Annotated in this window: 16 protein-coding genes; 8 read left to right on the forward strand and 8 right to left on the reverse strand. The window is 70.9% G+C overall.

The features are described from left to right. Positions 1-726: 726 nt before the first annotated feature. Complete coding sequence (locus tag CDO52_RS18195; protein ID WP_026125708.1) at positions 727-1,659, reverse strand: LLM class F420-dependent oxidoreductase; 933 nt, start codon at positions 1,657-1,659, stop codon at positions 727-729. A gap of 237 nt (positions 1,660-1,896) precedes the next feature. Between CDO52_RS18195 and CDO52_RS18200 the strand changes: the two genes are divergently transcribed. From CDO52_RS18200 to CDO52_RS18220, 5 genes are read left to right on the forward strand one after another with little or no spacing between them, the layout of a single operon-like run. Beyond that, positions 1,897-2,481 carry an RNA polymerase sigma factor gene (locus CDO52_RS18200; RefSeq protein WP_017618203.1) on the forward strand — a complete coding sequence of 195 codons (585 nt, stop codon included), beginning with the start codon at positions 1,897-1,899 and terminating at the stop codon, positions 2,479-2,481. Then, positions 2,478-3,293, forward strand: coding sequence for a hypothetical protein (locus tag CDO52_RS18205; RefSeq protein WP_017618202.1), 816 nt, complete (start codon positions 2,478-2,480; stop codon positions 3,291-3,293). Before CDO52_RS18200 ends, CDO52_RS18205 begins: the two co-directional genes overlap by 4 nt. Beyond that, positions 3,290-4,213, forward strand: a complete 924-nt coding sequence (locus tag CDO52_RS18210; protein WP_094932558.1) for an ATP-binding cassette domain-containing protein — start codon at positions 3,290-3,292, stop codon at positions 4,211-4,213. The genes CDO52_RS18205 and CDO52_RS18210 overlap by 4 nt, the downstream gene beginning before the upstream one ends. Further along, entirely contained in the window at positions 4,210-5,775 is a 1,566-nt protein-coding gene (locus CDO52_RS18215; RefSeq protein WP_017618199.1) for a hypothetical protein, read from the forward strand. Before CDO52_RS18210 ends, CDO52_RS18215 begins: the two co-directional genes overlap by 4 nt. Then, on the forward strand, positions 5,738-7,372 hold the full coding sequence (locus tag CDO52_RS18220) for a hypothetical protein (protein ID WP_017618198.1): 1,635 nt from the start codon (positions 5,738-5,740) through the stop codon (positions 7,370-7,372). Before CDO52_RS18215 ends, CDO52_RS18220 begins: the two co-directional genes overlap by 38 nt. Positions 7,373-7,436: 64 nt before the next feature. Here CDO52_RS18220 and CDO52_RS18225 read toward each other — a convergent pair whose 3' ends face one another. Next, a complete protein-coding gene (locus CDO52_RS18225; protein WP_017618197.1) occupies positions 7,437-8,702 on the reverse strand; it encodes a class I SAM-dependent RNA methyltransferase in 1,266 nt (421 codons plus the stop codon). Positions 8,703-8,908: 206 nt separating this feature from the next. Here CDO52_RS18225 and CDO52_RS18230 point away from each other — a divergent pair, with 206 nt between their 5' ends. Together CDO52_RS18230 and CDO52_RS18235 are read left to right on the forward strand one after the other, a co-directional pair. Next, positions 8,909-9,592, forward strand: a complete 684-nt coding sequence (locus CDO52_RS18230; protein WP_017618196.1) for a potassium channel family protein — start codon at positions 8,909-8,911, stop codon at positions 9,590-9,592. A gap of 3 nt (positions 9,593-9,595) precedes the next feature. Continuing rightward, positions 9,596-10,261, forward strand: coding sequence for a potassium channel family protein (locus CDO52_RS18235; RefSeq protein ID WP_017618195.1), 666 nt, complete (start codon positions 9,596-9,598; stop codon positions 10,259-10,261). Positions 10,262-10,351: 90 nt separating this feature from the next. On the opposite strand, the gene CDO52_RS18240 is transcribed toward CDO52_RS18235, so the two are convergent. Next, a complete protein-coding gene (locus tag CDO52_RS18240) occupies positions 10,352-11,191 on the reverse strand; it encodes a DUF3159 domain-containing protein (RefSeq protein ID WP_017618194.1) in 840 nt (279 codons plus the stop codon). A 259-nt stretch (positions 11,192-11,450) separates the two neighbouring features. Here CDO52_RS18240 and CDO52_RS18245 point away from each other — a divergent pair, with 259 nt between their 5' ends. Next, positions 11,451-12,542: a serpin family protein gene (locus tag CDO52_RS18245; protein WP_033299832.1), complete on the forward strand. Its 1,092-nt coding sequence runs from the start codon at positions 11,451-11,453 to the stop codon at positions 12,540-12,542. Between the two features lie 60 nt (positions 12,543-12,602). Here CDO52_RS18245 and CDO52_RS18250 read toward each other — a convergent pair whose 3' ends face one another. The 5 genes from CDO52_RS18250 to valS form a co-directional block, all read right to left on the reverse strand. Next, positions 12,603-13,154, reverse strand: coding sequence for a GNAT family N-acetyltransferase (locus tag CDO52_RS18250; protein WP_017618192.1), 552 nt, complete (start codon positions 13,152-13,154; stop codon positions 12,603-12,605). Between the two features lie 76 nt (positions 13,155-13,230). Further along, positions 13,231-13,962, reverse strand: a complete 732-nt coding sequence (locus CDO52_RS18255) for a PIG-L deacetylase family protein (protein ID WP_017618191.1) — start codon at positions 13,960-13,962, stop codon at positions 13,231-13,233. 122 nt (positions 13,963-14,084) lie between these two features. Then, positions 14,085-14,813 (reverse strand): DUF3710 domain-containing protein, encoded by a 729-nt coding sequence (locus CDO52_RS18260; protein WP_017618190.1) that lies wholly within the window; start codon positions 14,811-14,813, stop codon positions 14,085-14,087. A gap of 56 nt (positions 14,814-14,869) precedes the next feature. Then, positions 14,870-15,346, reverse strand: a complete 477-nt coding sequence (gene dut, locus CDO52_RS18265; RefSeq protein WP_051060701.1) for a dUTP diphosphatase — start codon at positions 15,344-15,346, stop codon at positions 14,870-14,872. A 138-nt stretch (positions 15,347-15,484) separates the two neighbouring features. Beyond that, positions 15,485-18,070, reverse strand: a complete 2,586-nt coding sequence (gene valS / locus CDO52_RS18270) for a valine--tRNA ligase (protein WP_017618188.1) — start codon at positions 18,068-18,070, stop codon at positions 15,485-15,487. Positions 18,071-18,159: the final 89 nt, after the last annotated feature.

Consider the following 18,159-nt stretch of genomic DNA (forward strand, 5'->3'; position numbering starts at 1 on the left):
CCTCCTGATCTCGCCACTTTCTCCCAGCATCCTGCACCAACGGCGACGCCGGGAAATCACTGAGGCTGCCCTTATGAGATGACGCGTGGGCCGAGGCCGACCCGCCTCACAGCACGCCAAAGTAACTGTTCTACCAGGGGTGATGTCGCCGCCTGCGCCGCCGCGCGCACCGACCGCACGGTTTCCATCCGAACGGCTGCCCCTGGTGGCAGCGGCAAACCTCACACACCCAGTGATCAACTGTCGTTTTATCTCGACATCAAGCTACCGAACGTATATCTCGATATCAAGTTATCTCCCTGAGTGCCCACGGGGAACCGGATCCGCCGCGACCGCATGCCGTGTCGCCCCCGTTGAGCACAGCGTCAGGACATGCGAGGAAAAGCCGTTAGGCCACACCACCACCCGTGGGAACCGCCGGGCGAGCGGTACGCACGCGACAGCAGGCACACCTACCGGTCAATCCCATCCCTACCCAAATCGGACTGTGCACACCGAGGCGCGGAGACCGAAATACGATTGACTGCCAGTAGGCCCTCGCCAACACACTGCCAACCCGATGACTGGCCACAGAAACATAACGCGCCACGTCATCCCAGTTCACGAACGGTGGGCCCCGCGCAGGCGGGGACGCACTCATAGCAGACGGTGCTGGACCACGCTCGCGGTCCAGCACCGTCCATATGTAGGGCGCCTCGCTCCCCGCACCCGACCGCGCCGAGACGGTCAGCGCACCTGGGGGGCGACCTGACTGGCGACCAGTTCCAGGTGGTCGAGGTCGGACAGGTCGAGCATCTGCAGGTACATCCGCTCGCTGCCGAGCTCGGCGAAGCGGCCGATCTTGTCGACGATCTCAGCCGGGGTCCCTGCCAGGCCGTTCTCCTTGAGCTCGTCTACCTCCCGCCCGATCGCCTCGGCGCGGCGGGCGACCTCGGCGTCGTTGCGGCCGCAGCACAGGACCTGGGCCGCCGAGTACACCATCGGCTCGGTCCGGCCGGAGGCCTTGACCGCGGCGCGGGTGCGCTCGAAGGCCGCGAAGGTGTCGTCGATGCTGTTGAACGGCACGTTGTACTCATCGGCGTGGGCCGCCGCCAGGCGCGGCGTGCGCTTCACCCCGGTGCCGCCGATCAGTACCGGCGGGCGCGGTGCCTGTTCGGGCTTGGGCAGCGCGGGCCCTTCGGCGAGGCGGTAGTGGCGGCCTTCATACCGGAACGAGTCGCCAACCGGGGTCGACCACAGGCCGGTGATGATGTCCAGCTGCTCCTCGTAGCGGTCGAAGCGCTCACGGGCCGACGCCGGGAAGGGAATCCCGTAGGCCTGGTGCTCCTCCTCGTACCAGCCCGCGCCGAAGCCGAACTCGACCCGTCCCCCGCTCATACGGTCGACCTGGGCGACAGAGATCGCGAGCGGACCGGGATGACGGAATGTCGCCGCCGTCATCAACGTGCCCAGGCGAATGCGCGAGGTCTCGCGGGCAAGCCCCGCCAGGGTGATCCAGGCGTCGGTGGGGCCGGGGAAACCGTCGACGTCCCCCATCTTCAGGTAGTGGTCGGAACGGAAGAAGGCGTCGTAGCCGAGATCCTCGGCCGTCTTCGCCACCGTCAGCTGGGTGTCGTAGGTCGCACCCTGCTGCGGCTCAGTGAAAATCCTCAAGCGCATGCGTCCCATTGTTCTACCTAAGCGCAGAACGTGAAACCAGAACACTCTCAGTGTTCACCATCGTGCGCAGAGCGACCTCGCGGAGCAGTCGGCACGGTCCGCACATCCCTCTACTCCCCGCGGCTTCACCCCAGGTCACGGGCTCACCGTGGGGGACGGAGCAGATAACGTCGATGTTCGGGCACCGCTCGAAACACCCCGTGAACCGGACCCGACCGAAGGCGCGATAGTACCGACGTGAAGCTGTTCCGACGTGCCAAGCGCACGCCCGACTACGACCCCGACGGCTCGGACGCCGAGCTGCTCGGCGCGGTCGCCTGCGGTGACTCCCGCGCTTTGGAGATCCTGCACCGCAGGCACGCCCCCTGGCTGCGTGCGCGCCTGCGCTACCGGTGCGGCGACCCCGACGTGGTGGACGCCGCGCTGCAGGAGACCTTTCTCGCGGTCTGGAAGAACGCCAAGACCTTCACTGCCCGCGGTGCCGATGGCGACGCCGGAGCGTGGATCTGGACGATCGCGATCCGCCAACTCATCTCGCAACTGCGCAGGCGGGGAAACCGGTGGCTCGGGGACACCGATCCGGAACCCTACGAACCGGTGGGCGAGGCGTCCGCCGAGGACCTGGTGCTGCTCCGGATCGAACACGGCCCGCTCGGCGCTGCGCTGAACAACCTCTCCCCGGAGCTGCGCCTGGCCATCCAGGCCACCATCCTGGACGGACTGACCGTGCGTGAGGCCGCGCTGATGCTCCAAGTCCCCGAAGGCACCGTCAAGACCCGTGTCATGCGGGCCAAGGCCCAACTCCGGGAGCAGCTGACATGACCTGGCATCTCACATCCCGGCAACTCACGGACTACGCCACCGGACGTGCGGACATCGCCATGGCGATGTCCGCGGAGGCTCACCTGATGCACTGTGCGACCTGCCGCCAGGCGCTACCGACCGACGAGGAATGGCTGGAGACGAGCTGGGCGCAGCTGCGCGACATCGTCGACCGCCCGCGGCGCGGTCTGCTGGAGCGCGCGCTGGAGGCCAGCGGGCTCAAGGAGTCCACGGCGCGGCTGCTCGTCGCCACACCCACGCTCTACCGCGCCTGGCTGATCGCCATGGTGGTCGTGCTGGGCACGGCGCTGATCGCCGCCCACACGGTGCCCCGCGGCTCGCTGATGTTCTACTTCCTGGCCCCGGTGCTGCCGCTGGTGGGCGTGGCGCTGGCCTACGGGCGCGGTGTCGATCCGGCACATGAGTTCACCTCGGTGACGCCGATGGCCGGACAGCGGCTGCTGTTCCTGCGCGCGATGGCGGTACTCGTTCCGGCCCTGACGTTGTGCACGGGGGCGGCCCTGCTACTGCCCGGAGTCGGCGGCCCGGACTGGGCGCCCGTGGCGTGGTTGCTCCCCGCCCTGACGCTGGTCGCCGCGTCGCTGATGCTGTCGCGGTGGGTGAACCTCACCCTGGCGAGTGCGCTGCTGGCGGGTGGCTGGCTGGCCGCATTGGCACTGACCGCGACGGCCAAGCACCTCAAGCCCGAGCAGCTGTTCGCCGCGCACGCCCAGGTGCTGTGGGCCGCGGCCTTCGTGCTGATCGTGGGAGCCGTCGTCGCTCTGAAGGCGCGCCGCGGGTGGGCCGAATGACCGCGCCCGAGGTTTCCACGTGCACTGCCCTGGGCGGTGTGGTGGCGCAGGCGGTGACGCGTAGGTATGGCCTGCGGACCGCACTGAACGATGTCTCCCTGGAGATCGGCCGCGGGGTCACTGGCCTGCTGGGCCGTAACGGCGCAGGCAAGACCACGTTGATGCGCTGCCTGTCGACCGACCTGGACCCCAGCAGCGGCCGATTGGAGATCCTGGGCCGCAACCCGGAACGCTCCGGCGAGCGGACGGAGATCCGCCGCCGCCTCGGCCACCTGCCCCAGAACCCGACCCTGTACCCCCACTTCACCGCGTTCGGGCTGCTCGACTACATCGCCGTGCTCAAGGAGCTGGGCGGTCGCAGGCGGCGGCACGACGAGGTACGGCGAGTGCTGAGCCTGGTCGGGCTGTACGACCGCCGGTTCACCCGGGTGCGCCGACTGTCGGGCGGCATGAAGCAGCGGCTCGCGCTGGCCGGGGCGCTCCTCGGCGAGCCGCAGCTGCTACTCCTCGACGAGCCGACCATCGGCCTCGATCCCGAGCAGCGGATCCGCTTCCGCGACCTGGTCTCGGAGTTCGCAACCACGCGCACCGTCGTGCTGTCCACGCACCAGATCGAGGACGTCGAGGCGCTGTGCAACGGCGTCATCGTGCTCGACGAGGGGCGGCTGGTGTTCACCGGGACCCCCGCCGAACTCATCGGCCAGGCGCGCGGCCACGTATGGGCGCTTCCGGAGCGCCCGTCCGCGGGCACCACGACGTGGCGGCGGCCCGACGGCCGCTACCGCGTGCTCACGCCGTACGCGACGCGCCCGCCCGAGGGATATGGGGAGTCCGCCGAACCGGTCGATCCCACCCTGGAGGACGGCTACCTGCTGCTGACCGGCGCCGCCGACGGAACGGCGGTATCGGGCTCCGCATGACGATCTCCATCACGCGGCTGTCGTGGTTCGAACTCAAGCGGCTGCTGCGCGGCCCCTTCGTGTGGCTCGGTGTCCTGGGCATCGTGGCCCTCCAAGGCCAACGCACCGTGCCCGGTACCTCCGGCGAGCTGCCCAGCTGGGGAGTCATCACCGACAGCACGATCCTCGTCGGTGAGGGTGCCGCGGTGGCTATGTTCCTCGCCGGGCTTTTCCCCGCCGCCAGGAACTCCCGGTACGGCGATGCCATCACCTCCCCCGTCGGACAGCGGGAGCGTTCCGTCGCGCTGCTGACCGCCGTCTCCCTGTGCGGGGTCGCTCTGGGAGCCCTGGCCTGGGGAGTGGTGATCGTCCTCCTGGGATCCGAGGAGGTCGCGGGCTCGCTGAGCCCGGTCGCGCTCGCCACACCGCCCCTCATCGCCGCCAGCGGAGGCGTAGCCGGAGTCCTCACGGGCACATGGACTAAATCATGGGTGCCGGGCCTGGTACCCACGTTGGCCCTCCCCATGTACCTGTTCGCAGGTGGGCTCTTCGGAGTCGAATCGGTGATCATGAACGCGCCAGCGGCGGGCGCGGGCGCGCTGTACTACACGGCCGACACGCTCCTGCGCCCATCGACCGACTCCATCTCGCCCCTGTGGGGCATCCCGCCGCTGCACGCGGCCCAGCTGCTGCTCCTCATCGCCGCCGGCTGCGCCGCCACGGTGCTGCGGACCTCCTCCGGCAGGCGGCACCGGATCATCGCCGCTGGACTCACCGTCCTGCTCCTGGGCGGGGTGGCCGTGGCACACACGACCCAGCGGGTGGAGCCAGGGGCCGGGGACACGGAAGTCACCGCGATGCCCGACTGGGTCTCCGTCCCCAAACGCGTGTGCCGCAGCTATGACGGCGTCACCTACTGCAGCTACGCGACCTACGAGTCCTCAATCCCCGAGTGGCGGAAGGCCGTAGCCCCGGTGACGGAGGCCGTGCCGAAGCGCGCCCGCGGGGACCTGCCCACCGTCGCCCTGCAGACGTTCGAGGTCCCGCAGCAGACGGTGATGGACGGCGTCGCCGTTCCTTTCGACAGGTGGAGCCTCAGCAATCCGTGGACACAGCAGGACCTGACCGCCCAGGTCGCCCAGATCGTGCTGAAGCTCCCCAAGAAGTGGCACTACGGCGAGTGCACCCTCCGCGGCCAGGCACGCCTTCCGGTGTACTTGTGGCTCCTGTACCGACCGGTGGCCCACGACCCCCGCGAACGGCCGTCGACGGTGTGGGGTGGGGACGCCTCTGGCGGCTCGGTCGACGACATCGCACTCGCTGTTGCCATGCATGGAGCCCCCGATGAGAAGGTCATCCGCGCATTGAACCGATCCTGGGAGCGGGTGACCGCACCCGAGACCACGTCCGCCGAGGCCGCGCGGCTGCTGGACATCGAGGTGACCGACACCCACCGTGCAAGCGCCGAGCGAGAACTCGACGCGATCGCCAGCGGCCACCCTGACGCCGACGGATTCTCCCTACTCGATCAGGAAACCTCCGCCGATGAGACCGCTGACCCCCCTCTCGCGCCCTGCCGTTGACGCGTTCTTCGGCGGCGTGCGTGCGGCCGTGTCCCCGACGCGACTGGTCTGGTTCGAGCTCAAACGCCTGGCGCGCAACCCCGCACCGTGGCTCGCGGTCGCGTACGTGTCGTACAGCCTTTTCGACAACGCGTACCTGACGTACTGGGGCGGCGTGTTCAACACCGTACTGACCAGCGCGGCGGTCACCGGCACCGCGATATTCGTGGCCGCCCTCGTGGCGACGGTGCGCGAGGCGCGCTACAACGCCGGGGCCGCGCTGCCGGTCGCCCAGCGGACGCGAGTGGCATCGCTGCTGATCAGCTCAGCTATCGCCGGGGCGGCCAGCTTCCTGATCCCCTACGCGGTTCTGATCTGGGCGTCGGAACCCGCACCGATCGCGGGGTCCATCACCCCCGTCGCGTTCGTGCTCCCCCTGATGGTGTCGGCGCTCGGCGGCGTCACCGGGGTCATGTTCGGCGTCTGGACGCGTTCATGGCTGGCGGCTCCCGCACTGCTGCTGACCGTGGTCGCCAACCAGCTGCTGATCACCGAGGTCGGCGTCATCGACGCAACCGTGGTCCCCGGGTCGTTCCGGATCGGCAGCCTCGCCGAAGCGCTGGTGATCCCGGGCGGCGGGTATGGCCCCGGCTTCTGGTGGCTCGCCCCGGCCCACCTCGCCTATCTCGGACTCGCCCTGCTCACGGTGGCCGCCCTCGCCCTCCTGCGTCTCCAGCCCGGGCGGCGACGCCGAGCGATCACTGCCGCGCTGGCCCTGGTGCTGCTGGCCGGGTCCGCCACGGCCTACTGGCAGCGCCACGAGGACGGGCGCCGGGCCGAGCAGACCAGGATGGACGAGGGCGCGTTCCCGGGGTGGGCGGGCCCGAAACCCAAGCGCTCCTGCACCACCCGCGGCGGCATCACCTACTGCGCCTATGACAACTTCAAGCAGTGGATCCCCTACTGGGAACAGGCGGCGGCGCCGGTGGCCGCGGCGCTACCCGAGCACGCACGCCGGCACCTCCCGCGCGTGGTCCAGCAGACCTTCGACCGTGCCTACTGGTTCGACGATTCCGACAACCCACTCCGGCAGGGCATCGCCGTCCCCAACGACGTGTGGACGCCTGGCGAGGAGTACCCGCGTCGGGACCTGGCCGAGCAGATGGCCCTGCCCGCACTGGGCCTGGTCGGGTACCGCGAGTTCGCGTGCAGTATCCGGGGGCAGGCCCGGCTTCCGGTCTACCTCTGGCTCGTCGTCCGGGACAGTGCGGCTCCCGCCCCAGCGATCGACCCCCTCTACGAACACGATCTCACCCGCGCTGACACCACGGCGGTCGCCGTCGCGATGGCGATGCTGGAGGCGCCCGAAGACCGGATCGTGCGCGGCCTCGACGAGCACTGGGAGCGGCTGATCTCCCCCGACACCCGCGCCGCCGAGGCGGCACGGCTGCTCGGCCTGCGCGTCACCGCCTCTCACCGCAAGCACGCGACCGAGCTCATCACGCAGTGGCGCGGCGGCAGGCCACCCCAGTACACGATCGACGCCGAAGAGTTCCCGCAGGTCGACCCCGTGCCCGCCGATGGGGGCGGCGACGAGGCGCCGCCTCCGTGCCGCTGACCCGGGCCGGCCGCGCCACCGGCGCGGGGTGCTCCCCGGACAGGGGACAGCCCCGTCGCAGGGCTTAGACGTCGTTGCGCACGAGAGTCGCCACGCACTCCACGTGGTGGGTCATGGGGAAGCTGTCGAACGCCCGAAGATCCGTCAGTTCGTAGCCGCACTCCAGGAACGCCGCCAGGTCGCGGGCCAGGGTCGCCGGGTCGCAGGAGACGTAGGCGACGCGGCGGTTGCGCAGCTCGGCGAGCTGTTCGGCGACCACCCGTCCGGCACCCGCGCGGGGCGGGTCGATGACCGCGATGTCCACGCGCATGTCGACCCACTCGCGCAGCTGCGAGGCGACATCGGCGCGCTCCACGCGGACCCAGGGCAGGTCGCGCAGGTTGTGCTGGGCGTCGCGGACGGCCTCGGCGTTGCCCTCCACGCCCAGGACGCGCCCCTCGGGGCCGACGGCGTCCGCCAGGGCTCCGGCGAACAGTCCGGCGCCGCAGTACAGGTCGAGGGCGGTCTCCCCCGGCTTCGGTTCCAGGGCGGCGATGACGGCGTCGCTGAGGGTCTGCGCGGCGGCCGGATGCACCTGCCAGAACCCTCCGGCGCTGACGCGGTAATCGCGCCCGCCGACGGTCTCCCGGATCCCGCGGCGCCCGCGAACCGACTGGGTGCGCCCGCCCTTGAACCGCCGCAGGACGGCGGCCGAGGCCTTGGGGGTGGGAAGGAGCGGCAGCTTGGCTCCGCGCGGAGTGACGATGACCGCGGTGTCGGCGCAGGAGGCCGAGGAGACGGCCTCGACCTCGCTGACACCCGGCCACTGCAGTTCGGGAACGCCCAGCCGGTTGACCTCGGGGTGGGCGATCAGGCACTCGTCGATGGGCTGCAGGGCGTGCGAGCGGTGCTTGCGCAGTCCGGCCGTGCCGTCGGCATCGACGGCGAACCGCACGCGGGTACGCCAGCCCAGGCCGTCAGGCGTGCCGGGCAGCTCCTCGACGTGCACCTCGCGCTCGATCCCGGCGATGCGCCGCAGCTGCTCGGTGACCACCTGTGCCTTGATCCGGCGCTGCGCCTCCAGCGAGGCGTGCTGCCAGTCGCAGCCGCCGCACTTGCCCGGACCGGCGAACTTGCACGGGGCCTCCACCCGGTCGGCGGACGCCTCCAGGACCTCCACGGCGTCGCCGCGCAGGAAGCGCTTGGTCTCCTCGGTGATCCGCACCCGGACCCGTTCCCCGGGCAGCGCGTGCCGGACGAAGACGACCTGCTCGTCGTGGCGTCCCACGCACCACCCGCCGTGCGCGACACCATCGATGCGCAACTCCAGGTGGGTTCCGACACGGCTCATGAAAAAATGACCTCCGGCACGACGGGACTTCCTCGGGCATGTCGCAGGTGACTCCCGCGTACAGCCACCGCCCATCTGCGGTAACTCTAGCCGAGCGGGCACCCCGCTCCGGTTGGGTATACCGTTGCCGGGGCCGCATCATCAGCGGCATTCTCACCTGCCGAGCGGGTGTACGTCCGAACGCCGAGACCGGGAGCGGATGACCTGTGCACATCGTCATACTGGGCTGCGGCCGGGTGGGCTCCACCCTCGCGCACACGCTGGAGGACATGGGGCACACGGTCGCGGTGATCGACAGGGACCCCGAGGCCTTCCGTCGGCTGCGTTCCTCAACCGCGAAAACGGCGGTCCACGGCATCGGCCACGACCGCGACGTCCTCATCACGGCGGGGATCGCCGGGGCCGACGCGTTCGCCGCTGTGAGCAGCGGTGACAACTCCAACATCATCGCCGCGCGGGTAGCCCGCGAGGTGTTCGGGGTGGAGCACGTGGTCGCGCGCATCTACGACCCGCGGCGCGCCGAGGTCTACCAGCGGCTCGGCATCCCGACCGTGGGCACGGTGCGGTGGACCGCCGACACCGTCCTGCGGCGGCTCATTCCGGGATCGGCGGGGCTGGACGTCGGCCCGCTGTGGCGCGATCCGTCGGGCACCCTGCTGATGACCGAGGCGCCACTCAGCACCACCTGGGTGGGGCAGCGCGTGGAGCAGTTGGAGGCCGCGCTCCCGCTGCGCGTGGCCTACCTGTCGCGGGGCGGCGAGATCCTCCTGCCGCGCGGCGATGAGACGCTCCGGGCCGGGGACGTCCTGCACGTCCTCGCCCGTGCCGCCGACATCGACGGTCTCCAAGCGCGACTGGGCGCGCACGAGAGCCAGGACCAGGGGGTTTAGCCGATGCGGGTCGCAATCGCCGGAGCCGGAAGCGTCGGCCGTTCCATCGCCGCCGAACTGAGCGAGAGCGGGCACGAGGTGCTGCTCATCGACCGGGACACCCGCGCCATCGGCGTGGACGAGCTGCCGCGCGCGGAGTGGATGCTGGCCGACGCCTGCGAGCTGTCCACGCTGGAGGACGCGCGGCTGGCCGACTTCGACACGGTCGTCGCCGCGAGCAGCGACGACAAGGTGAACCTCGTCGTGTGCCTGCTGGCGAAGAATGAGTTCGGGGTGAACCGCACCATCGCCCGGATCAATGATCCGGGCAACGAGTGGCTGTTCACCGACTCCTGGGGGGTCGACGTGGCGGTGTCGCCGCCCCGGCTCATCGCCTCGCTGGTGGACGACGTCGCGGAGGTCAACGAGGCCGGGGACGCAATGGCGCTGCTGTCGCTGCCCGAGACCGACCTGCTGGAGTTCACGCTGCCGCCGGACACGCCGCACGCGGGTCGCCCGGTGGGCGAGCTGACCCCGGCCCTGCCCGAGGACATCGTCCTGGTCGCGCTCGTGCGCGAGGGACGGGTGCGGCCGCCCGTGCCGGAGACAGTCCTGGCCGCAGGCGACGACCTGGTCTTTCTGAGCAGTGCCGACTCCGTCGACGAGCTCGGGGTGCTGCTCGCGCCCTGATTCCCTGCTCTGCTGTTGATCTCGGGGATATCGACCTAATAATCGCCGACATTCGGTCGATATCCCCGAGATCAACGGTGGAGGCGCGCGTCAGGTGGCGTCGGGTTCACGCGGTGGCGCGAGGTTCGTGCCCTCCATCGAGGTGCGCCCGCGGGCCAGCAGCCACACCATGGCGGCCAGCCCGGCGACCTGCAGCGGCCACCCCATGGCGATCTTGGAGAAGCCCAGCAGGGCGAAGGTGTCGGCGACGCCGTAGCTCGCCGCGGCCCACAACGGCCACTGCACCGCGACCCGGATGACGCAGGGCGCCACCAGCAGCCAGGTCAACCGGGAACTGAGCTTGACCACGGCGGGGTTGTTCCGCCATCCGGTGGGGTCGCCGGTGACCGAGCCGATGAGCAGCCCCATGGCGGGCCAGCGGATGAGGATCGTCAGGGTCAGGACCACCGCGTAGACCGCGTTGTAGATGATCCCGGGCAGGAACGCGTCCTCGGCGTCGCCGCTCCGCAGTGCGAAGATCGCCGCGATGCCGATGCCGAAGAGGCTGTTGAACACGTACTGGATCGAGGAGCGCTGCACGAGCCGTGCGACCGCCAGTACGACCGCCGCGCCGATCCCCAGGCCGAGCCCCAGCTGGAGGTTCTGGGTGATGATGTAGCTGACCGTGAACGCGATGGTGGGGACCGCCGCCTCCACCATGCCCCGCTTCCCGCCCAGCGCCTTGGACAGCTGCGCGCGCACGACCGCCTCGACGGTCTGCTCGGAGACCTCGGGGCGGTCGGAGGCCTCCGTCTCCGTCACGCCGTCGGGAGCGGTGTCCGCAGCCTGGTTCCTGGCGTCGTCGGACGACGCACGGCGCTCGGCGCCACCGTTCGGGGTGGTCGGGGGTGACGGGCGGGACGTCTCTACGGCCCGCTGCTGGTCGGTCATGCTGCTCCAGTGGGAATCGGTGGCACTGCGTCCGACGGGCAACCGCCATCGGCTGTTATGCAGTCCACCCTAGGTCAACGCGTCGCCCTGTGGCCGGTGTTCCCCCATCGCCCGAGTGTTGGCGGGGCCGAACCCGGACACGGCGGCATCCCGCCAGGTCCCGGACGGTCGGCCGGGCGGATGTGCGTGGACCCCCGACTCCGCGGTGCATAGGCTGACGGCAGACCTGAGTGTGCGTGGTTCTCACGAGGAGAGTGCTGTGTCTGCATCCGTGTCCCTGCGCCCCGATCACCTCGACTTCGCGCTGCGGCTGCACGCGGAACTGACCTCCTCCGCCGACCCCGCGGGGTTCGTCTGGTCCCCCTACTCGGTGGCCAGCGCGATGGGCCTGGTGGCGACCGGTGCGCGTGGAGCGACGCGCACGGAACTGACCGACCTGCTCGGCCGCGATCTGGCCGACCACTTGGCCGCGCTGGACGAGGCCGTCTCCGAGGGCCCCGAGCTCGCCACCACCACCGGACTGTGGGTGCGCGACGACCTGTCGATCAGGCCGGAGTTCGAGGCCGCGCTGCGCGGCCGCCCCGAGTCCGCCGTGCACACCGCCGACTTCCCCGGCGATCCCGAAGGCGTCCGCAAGGCCGTCAACAGCGAGGTCGCCAAGGTGACCCGGGGAATGATCGACGAGCTGCTCACGCCCGGCACGGTCAGCAGCGACACCCAGGCCGTCCTGCTCAACGCGCTGTGGGTGCGGCTGCGGTGGTGCGCGCCGTTCGACCCCGCCGCCACCATCCCGCGGAGGTTCCACGCGCCCGGCGGCACCCGCGAGGTCCCGATGATGCGCAGCGAGGGCCGCATCCCCTACGCGCAGGCGGCCGGGTGGCGCATGGTCACCCTCGCCGGTGACCACGAGCTCGCGCTGGACGTGCTGCTGCCGGAGCGCGCCGATGCCGCGCTGACCCCGAAGGCGCTCACCCAGCTCTACCGCAAGGCCACCCCGACCACCGTGGACCTGTCCCTGCCGCGCTTCGAGCTGACGCACCGCACCGAGCTGAACGGCACCCTGAAGGCCGCCGGGGTGCGGACGGTGTTCTCCGACGACGGCGACCTGAGCGGGATCTGCGACCGGCCGCTCCGCATCGACCAGGTGATCCACCAGGCGGTGCTGCGCGTGGATGAGAAGGGCGCCGAAGGCGCCGCCGCCACGGCGGTCATGGTGGCCCTGGCGGCGGCGATCCCCAGCCGCCCCGTGGTGTTCACGGCGGACCGTCCGTTCACCGTGGTGCTGCGCCGCCGCTCGGCCATCCTGTTCCTGGGGGTGGTGGCCGATCCGAAGGATCCCGGTCCCGCATAGTCACGGCGGCGGGACCGCTCGCGGTTCACCCCACGTGGGCACGCGGAGGAGACGACGGTCTCAGATGCGGTCGAACGGCCTGGCGTAGGTGAAGGTGCCCGTCATGGACGGGTCGTAGGCGCTCAGGGGACGCACCTGGAAGGAGTCGCCCCGGGCCGGGTCCGGCGCGGCGACGCCGTAACGGGTGGCCGGGCGAAAACCGAACCGGGCGTAGTAGGCGGGCGCGCCGAGGAGGGCCACCAGCGGCTCGCCCAGCGCGTCGGCGGCGCCGAGGACGGCGTGCATCAATGCCGATCCCACCCCGCACCGCTGGCGCTCCGGGGACACGCTCAGCGGGCCCAGGCCGAGGGCCGGCCGCCCGTCCACCCCGCCGCGGCTGCATACCACGTGCCCGATGATGGCGCCGCCGCCGTTGTCCGCGTCGTCGACCGCGACGAGGGAGAGCTGGGGCAGCCACCCCTCATCGCCGCGCAGCCACTCCACCAGCGTGGCCTCGCCCGGGTCTCCCCCGGGTTCGACGGGCGGGGCGCTGTTGGCAGCGGCTGCGAAAGCGGCGGCGGTGACGGCCCGGATCGCGGGCGCGTCACGGGGGTTCTCCCGTCGGATCAGCACCCAGACATCCTGGCTAGCGTCCCCGTCGCAGGTCAACCGGTTTTTCGCGGCACGGGCGCCGGCGGGACGACCGGCCTTAGGCGGGAACGACCTCGAAGGTGGTCGCCAGCCCCACTCCGCAGGAGGCGCCGGCGCGCTCGGCGTTGGTGCGCAGGAAGGACTTCTGGTCGAAGCCCTCGATGTTGGCCAGGTAGACCTCGTGCGCATCCAGGGAGGCGATCCCCGCGGCCAGGTGCTCCTCGGTGAGTTCGACGAAGTGGGTGACGGTGGGCGAATTGGAGAACGCCACCTGACGCACGTTCGACCAGGGTGCCAGCCCCTCGTCGATCAGGTCGGTGAAGACCCACCGGTTGGCGGCGTCGCGGACGGCGTCGAGCAGGGCGGGGCCCAGCACGCGGTGGTCGGCGTGGTTGTAGGCGGATGAGCCCGGGAAGTGGTCGCGGAAGTTGAGCGAGACGATGATCTCCGGCCGGTAGCGGCGGATCGCCCAGGCCAGGGCGCGCCGCAGGGGCAGGCCGTACTCCAGGGTGCCGTCGGGGAAGTCGAGGAACTCGACGGATTCGACGCCCACGGCGCGGGCGGAGGCGAGCTGCTCTTCGACGCGCAGCGGGCCGCTCTCGTGCGGCGGCAGCGAGTCGATCCCCGCCTCGCCCCGGGTGACCAGCAGTTCGGTGATCTCCTTGCCCTGCGCCGACCACCGGGCGATGGCGGACGAGGCGCCGAATTCCAGGTCGTCGGGGTGGGCGACGACGGTGAGGGCACGGTTCCAGTCCTCGGGCAGCGCTGCGGGGGCACTTGTGATCGTCATGGGGATCAGCGTACGGCCGACAGCGGCTCAGGGCGGCAGGCGGGCAGGGTATGCCGCCCTGAGCACGGTGCGGCGCGGGGGTGGTCCGAGGGACGAACGGCGGGTGGCGGGGGTGGTCGGGGTCAGTCCTGGTCGGGCTGCCCCGCCTGACCGTTCTGCTGGGCCTGCGCCGCGCGCTGCTGCTGTTCCATGGACTGCTTGATCTCCGGCGGGACCGTGATCTCCAACAGTTCGCGCGGCGGGACGGGGTGATCGCCGCGGACGACCACGATCTGCTGGAAGATCGCTTCGACCGCCGCCATCGCCTCGGGCTTGGCGGCGGCCTCACCGCGGATCACGCCGCGCAGCACCCAGCGCGGACCGTCCACGCCGATGAACCGGACCCGCTGGCCCAGCTGGTGGCCGTCCTCGTTGGTCTTGCCCTCGACCGGGACGATCGCCCGCAGCTCCTGGCCGAACGGGCCGTCGAAGTCCTCGACCTTGCCGCCCTGCGAGACGACCTGCTCGCGCAGTTCGTCGCGCATCTCCCCCCACAGTCCGCTGGACTTGGGCGCGGCGAAGGGCTGGACCTGGAGTGCGGAGTTGCCGTGGATCAGCGTGACACCGATGATCTGGTTGGTCCGCTGCGCGACGTTGACCTGCACCTCCAGGCCCTGCTCCACCGGCACGCGGATGGCGCCCAGGTCGATGCGGGCGACCTCGGGCACCTTCTCCGAGGCGTCCCACGGCCCCTCGGCCCGGTACTGGTCCTCGGGCTTGTCCGGCTCCTCCACCGGGGTCGACTCTGGGACGACCTCAGGGGTGTCGGCAGCGCCGCCCTTCTCGCTCTTCTTGCGTCGGCGTCCGAACACGCCTCACACCTCTCCCGCTACTACTTCACGTCCCCGGCTCGCCGGGGTGATGGTCGTCATCTCCGTGCCGCGTGGCCGCCGGTGGAACCGAAGCCGCCCTCCCCACGCGTCGTGTCGTCCGGGAGACCGTCCACCTCGCGGAAAGCGGCCCGCTCGACCCGCTGGACGACCAGCTGGGCGATCCGGTCGCCCCGCGCCAGCTTGACCGGGGTCGCCGCGTCGGTGTTGATCAGGGTGACCCGGATTTCGCCGCGGTACCCGGCGTCGACGGTGCCGGGCGCGTTCACGATCGTCAGACCGCAGCGGGCGGCGAGTCCGGAGCGGGGGTGCACGAACGCGGCGTACCCGTCGGGTAGCGCGATGGCGGTCCCTGTGCCCATGGTCGCGCGCTGCCCGGGATCCAGGACGACGTCCTCGGTGGTGACGAGGTCGGCGCCGGCGTCCCCGGCGTGGGCGTAGGTGGGGATGGGAACCCCGGGGTCCAGGCGGTGGAAGAGGATCTCCACCGGGCTGTTGTCGAAAGCACTACTCACACTTGGCGAGCCTATCGCGGGTCGGTGGCCGCCATGCTCAGTGGAGCCGGTGACGAGTGGGCGGCCAGGGGCTCCCGCGGGCACGGGAGCCCCTGCGACGTCGCGTCGTGTGGGGCGGCTGCCCCACCCGTCGGGCCGTTAGGCGTCGGACGCGGGCGCCGGCAGCACCACGTCGACCGTGAGCTCACTGTCGCCGGTGACCTCGAAGTCGAGCTCGGCGGCGCGTCCGGCGGCGGCGAGGTCGCCGTGGGCGACCTGCGCGTTGCGCACGTTCTTGCCGCGGACGACGACCCGCTCGACCTCGGCGCGCATCGACAGCTTCGCCTCGGACTTGGCCTTGCGGACCGCCCGCAGCACCTCGGAGGTCGCGGCGAGGACCGCGGGGTCGCCGCCCTGGGCGGCGGCGCGCATCTCCGCGGCGTCCGGCCAGGACGCGGCGTGCACCGAGCCCTCGTTCCACCAGGACCAGACCTCGTCGGCGACGAACGGCAGGAACGGGGCGAACAGCCGCTGCAGCGCCGACAGGGCGATGAGCAGCGCCGCGCGCGCCGAGGCGCCCGTTGCTGTGTTCGCGTCGTCGTCGTAGGCGCGGGCCTTCACCAGCTCCAGGTAGTCGTCGCAGAACTCCCAGAAGAACCGCTCGGTGTGCTCCAGGGCACGGGTGTGGTCGTAGGCCTCGAAGGCCGCGGTGGCGTCCTCGACGACCTCGGACAGCGCCGCGAGCATGGCGCGGTCCAGCGGCTCGGCGACGGCGGACGGGTCGTCGGAGGCGTTCTCCCCGGCGACCGACAGCACGAACTTGCTGGCGTTGAGGATCTTGATGGACAGGCGGCGGCCGACCTTCATCTGGCCCTCGTCGAGCGCGGTGTCGGTGCCCAGGCGCCCGCTGGCCGCCCAGTACCGGACCGCGTCGGAGCTGTAGCGCTCCAGCAGGTCGATGGGCGTGACGACGTTGCCCCTGGACTTCGACATCTTCTTGCGGTCGGGGTCCAGGATCCAGCCGGAGATGCCGGTGCCCTTCCACGGGACGGTGCCGTGCTCGAAGTGCGACCGGACGACCGTGGCGAACAGCCAGGTGCGGATGATGTCCTGGCCCTGCGGGCGCAGGTCCATCGGGAACACGCGCTCGAACAGGTCGTTGTCGCGTTCCCAGCCACCCGCGATCTGCGGCGTCAGTGACGAGGTGGCCCAGGTGTCCATGATGTCGGGGTCGCCCATGAACCCGCCGGGGCGGCCGCGCTGGTCCTCGGTGTAGCCGGCGGGGGCCTCGGAGCCGGGGTCGACCGGCAGCGCCGCCTCGTCCGGCACGATCGGCGCCTCGTAGCGCGGGTTGCCCTCGTCGTCCAACGGATACCAGACCGGGAAGGGGACGCCGAAGAAGCGCTGGCGGCTGATCAGCCAGTCGCCGTTGAGCCCCTCGACCCAGTGCTCGTAGCGGGACCGCATGTGGCCCGGGTACCAGGTGAGCTCCCGGCCGCGGGACAGCAGCGCGTCGCGGATGTCGGCGTCGCGGCCGCCGTTGCGGATGTACCACTGGCGGGTGGTGACGATTTCGAGGGGCTTGTCGCCCCTCTCGTAGAACTTGACCGGGTGGGTGATCGGCGCGGGCTCGCCGATCAGCTCGCCGGTTTCGCGCAGCATCTCGACGACGCGCTCGCGCGCGGTGTGCACGGTGGCGCCGGCGAGGCGGCCGTAGGCCAGGCGGCCGTCCTCGGAGGTGATCGCCGCGGGCGGCTCGGCCACGACGCGGCCGTCCCAGCCGATGATCGCGCGGGTCTCCAGCTGCAGCTCACGCCACCAGGTGACGTCGGTGGTGTCGCCGAAGGTACAGATCATGGCGATCCCGGAGCCCTTCTCCGGGTCGGCCAGACGGTGCGCCTTGACCGGGACCTCGACGCCGAAGAGCGGCGTGCGCACGGTCTGCCCGAACAGCTCCTGGTAGCGCTCGTCGTCGGGATGGGCGACCAGCGCGACGCAGGCGGCCAGCAGCTCCGGGCGGGTGGTCTCGATCTGGACCTGGCCGCCGTCGGCGCGGTGGAAGGCCAGCTTGTGGAAGGCGCTGGGGCGCTCCCGGTCCTCCAGCTCGGCCTGGGCGACGGCGGTGCGGAAGGTGACGTCCCACAGCGTGGGCGCCTCCGACATGTAGGCCTCGCCGCGCGCGAGGTTGCGCAGAAACGCCCGCTGGGCGGCGGCGCGGGAGTTGTCGTCGATGGTGGCATACGTGTAGCGCCAGTCGACGCTCAGCCCCAGGCGGCGCCAGACGTTCTCGAAGACCTTCTCGTCCTCGGCGGTGAGCCGGTCGCACAGCTCGATGAAGTTGCGGCGGGAGATCGACACCTGCCGCTTGGGGTCGGGCTTGGCGGGCGGGGAGAAGTCCGGGTCGTAGGGGATCGACGGGTCGCAGCGGACGCCGTAGTAGTTCTGCACCCGGCGTTCGGTGGGCAGGCCGTTGTCGTCCCAGCCCATCGGGTAGAAGACCGACTTGCCGCGCATGCGGTGGAAGCGGGCGACGGTGTCGGTGTGGGTGTAGGAGAAGGCATGCCCGATGTGCAGGGACCCCGAGACCGTGGGCGGCGGGGTGTCGATCGAGAAGATCTCGTCGCGGCTCTTGGCGCGGTCGAAATGGTAGACGCCGGACTCATCCCATACGTCGACCCATTTCGCCTCGATACCGTCGAGCGAAGGCTTGTCGGGCACGCGGAAGGAACGAGAGCGGTTGGTCATGGGGCAATGGTATTGCTCTCCCGACCATGATCGCTCCTGGTTTGCGGGGCCCTGGGGGTGATCGTGGCGTGTGCCTCACCTGGACAGCG

The organism is Nocardiopsis gilva YIM 90087 (assembly GCF_002263495.1).
In the GTDB taxonomy this organism is placed as follows: Bacteria; Actinomycetota; Actinomycetes; order Streptosporangiales; family Streptosporangiaceae; genus Nocardiopsis_C; species Nocardiopsis_C gilva.

What these genes read in the sequence shown, in the direction of transcription:
- CDO52_RS18195 (WP_026125708.1), bottom strand. Translation starts at nt 1,659, where the DNA reads ATGCGCTTGAGGATTTTCACTGAGCCGCAGCAGGGTGCGACCTACGAC.
- CDO52_RS18205 (WP_017618202.1), top strand. Translation starts at nt 2,478, where the DNA reads ATGACCTGGCATCTCACATCCCGGCAACTCACGGACTACGCCACCGGA.
- CDO52_RS18210 (WP_094932558.1), top strand. Translation starts at nt 3,290, where the DNA reads ATGACCGCGCCCGAGGTTTCCACGTGCACTGCCCTGGGCGGTGTGGTG.
- CDO52_RS18215 (WP_017618199.1), top strand. Translation starts at nt 4,210, where the DNA reads ATGACGATCTCCATCACGCGGCTGTCGTGGTTCGAACTCAAGCGGCTG.
- CDO52_RS18220 (WP_017618198.1), top strand. Translation starts at nt 5,738, where the DNA reads ATGAGACCGCTGACCCCCCTCTCGCGCCCTGCCGTTGACGCGTTCTTC.
- CDO52_RS18225 (WP_017618197.1), bottom strand. Translation starts at nt 8,702, where the DNA reads ATGAGCCGTGTCGGAACCCACCTGGAGTTGCGCATCGATGGTGTCGCG.
- CDO52_RS18235 (WP_017618195.1), top strand. Translation starts at nt 9,596, where the DNA reads ATGCGGGTCGCAATCGCCGGAGCCGGAAGCGTCGGCCGTTCCATCGCC.
- CDO52_RS18240 (WP_017618194.1), bottom strand. Translation starts at nt 11,191, where the DNA reads ATGACCGACCAGCAGCGGGCCGTAGAGACGTCCCGCCCGTCACCCCCG.
- CDO52_RS18255 (WP_017618191.1), bottom strand. Translation starts at nt 13,962, where the DNA reads ATGACGATCACAAGTGCCCCCGCAGCGCTGCCCGAGGACTGGAACCGT.
- valS (WP_017618188.1), bottom strand. Translation starts at nt 18,070, where the DNA reads ATGACCAACCGCTCTCGTTCCTTCCGCGTGCCCGACAAGCCTTCGCTC.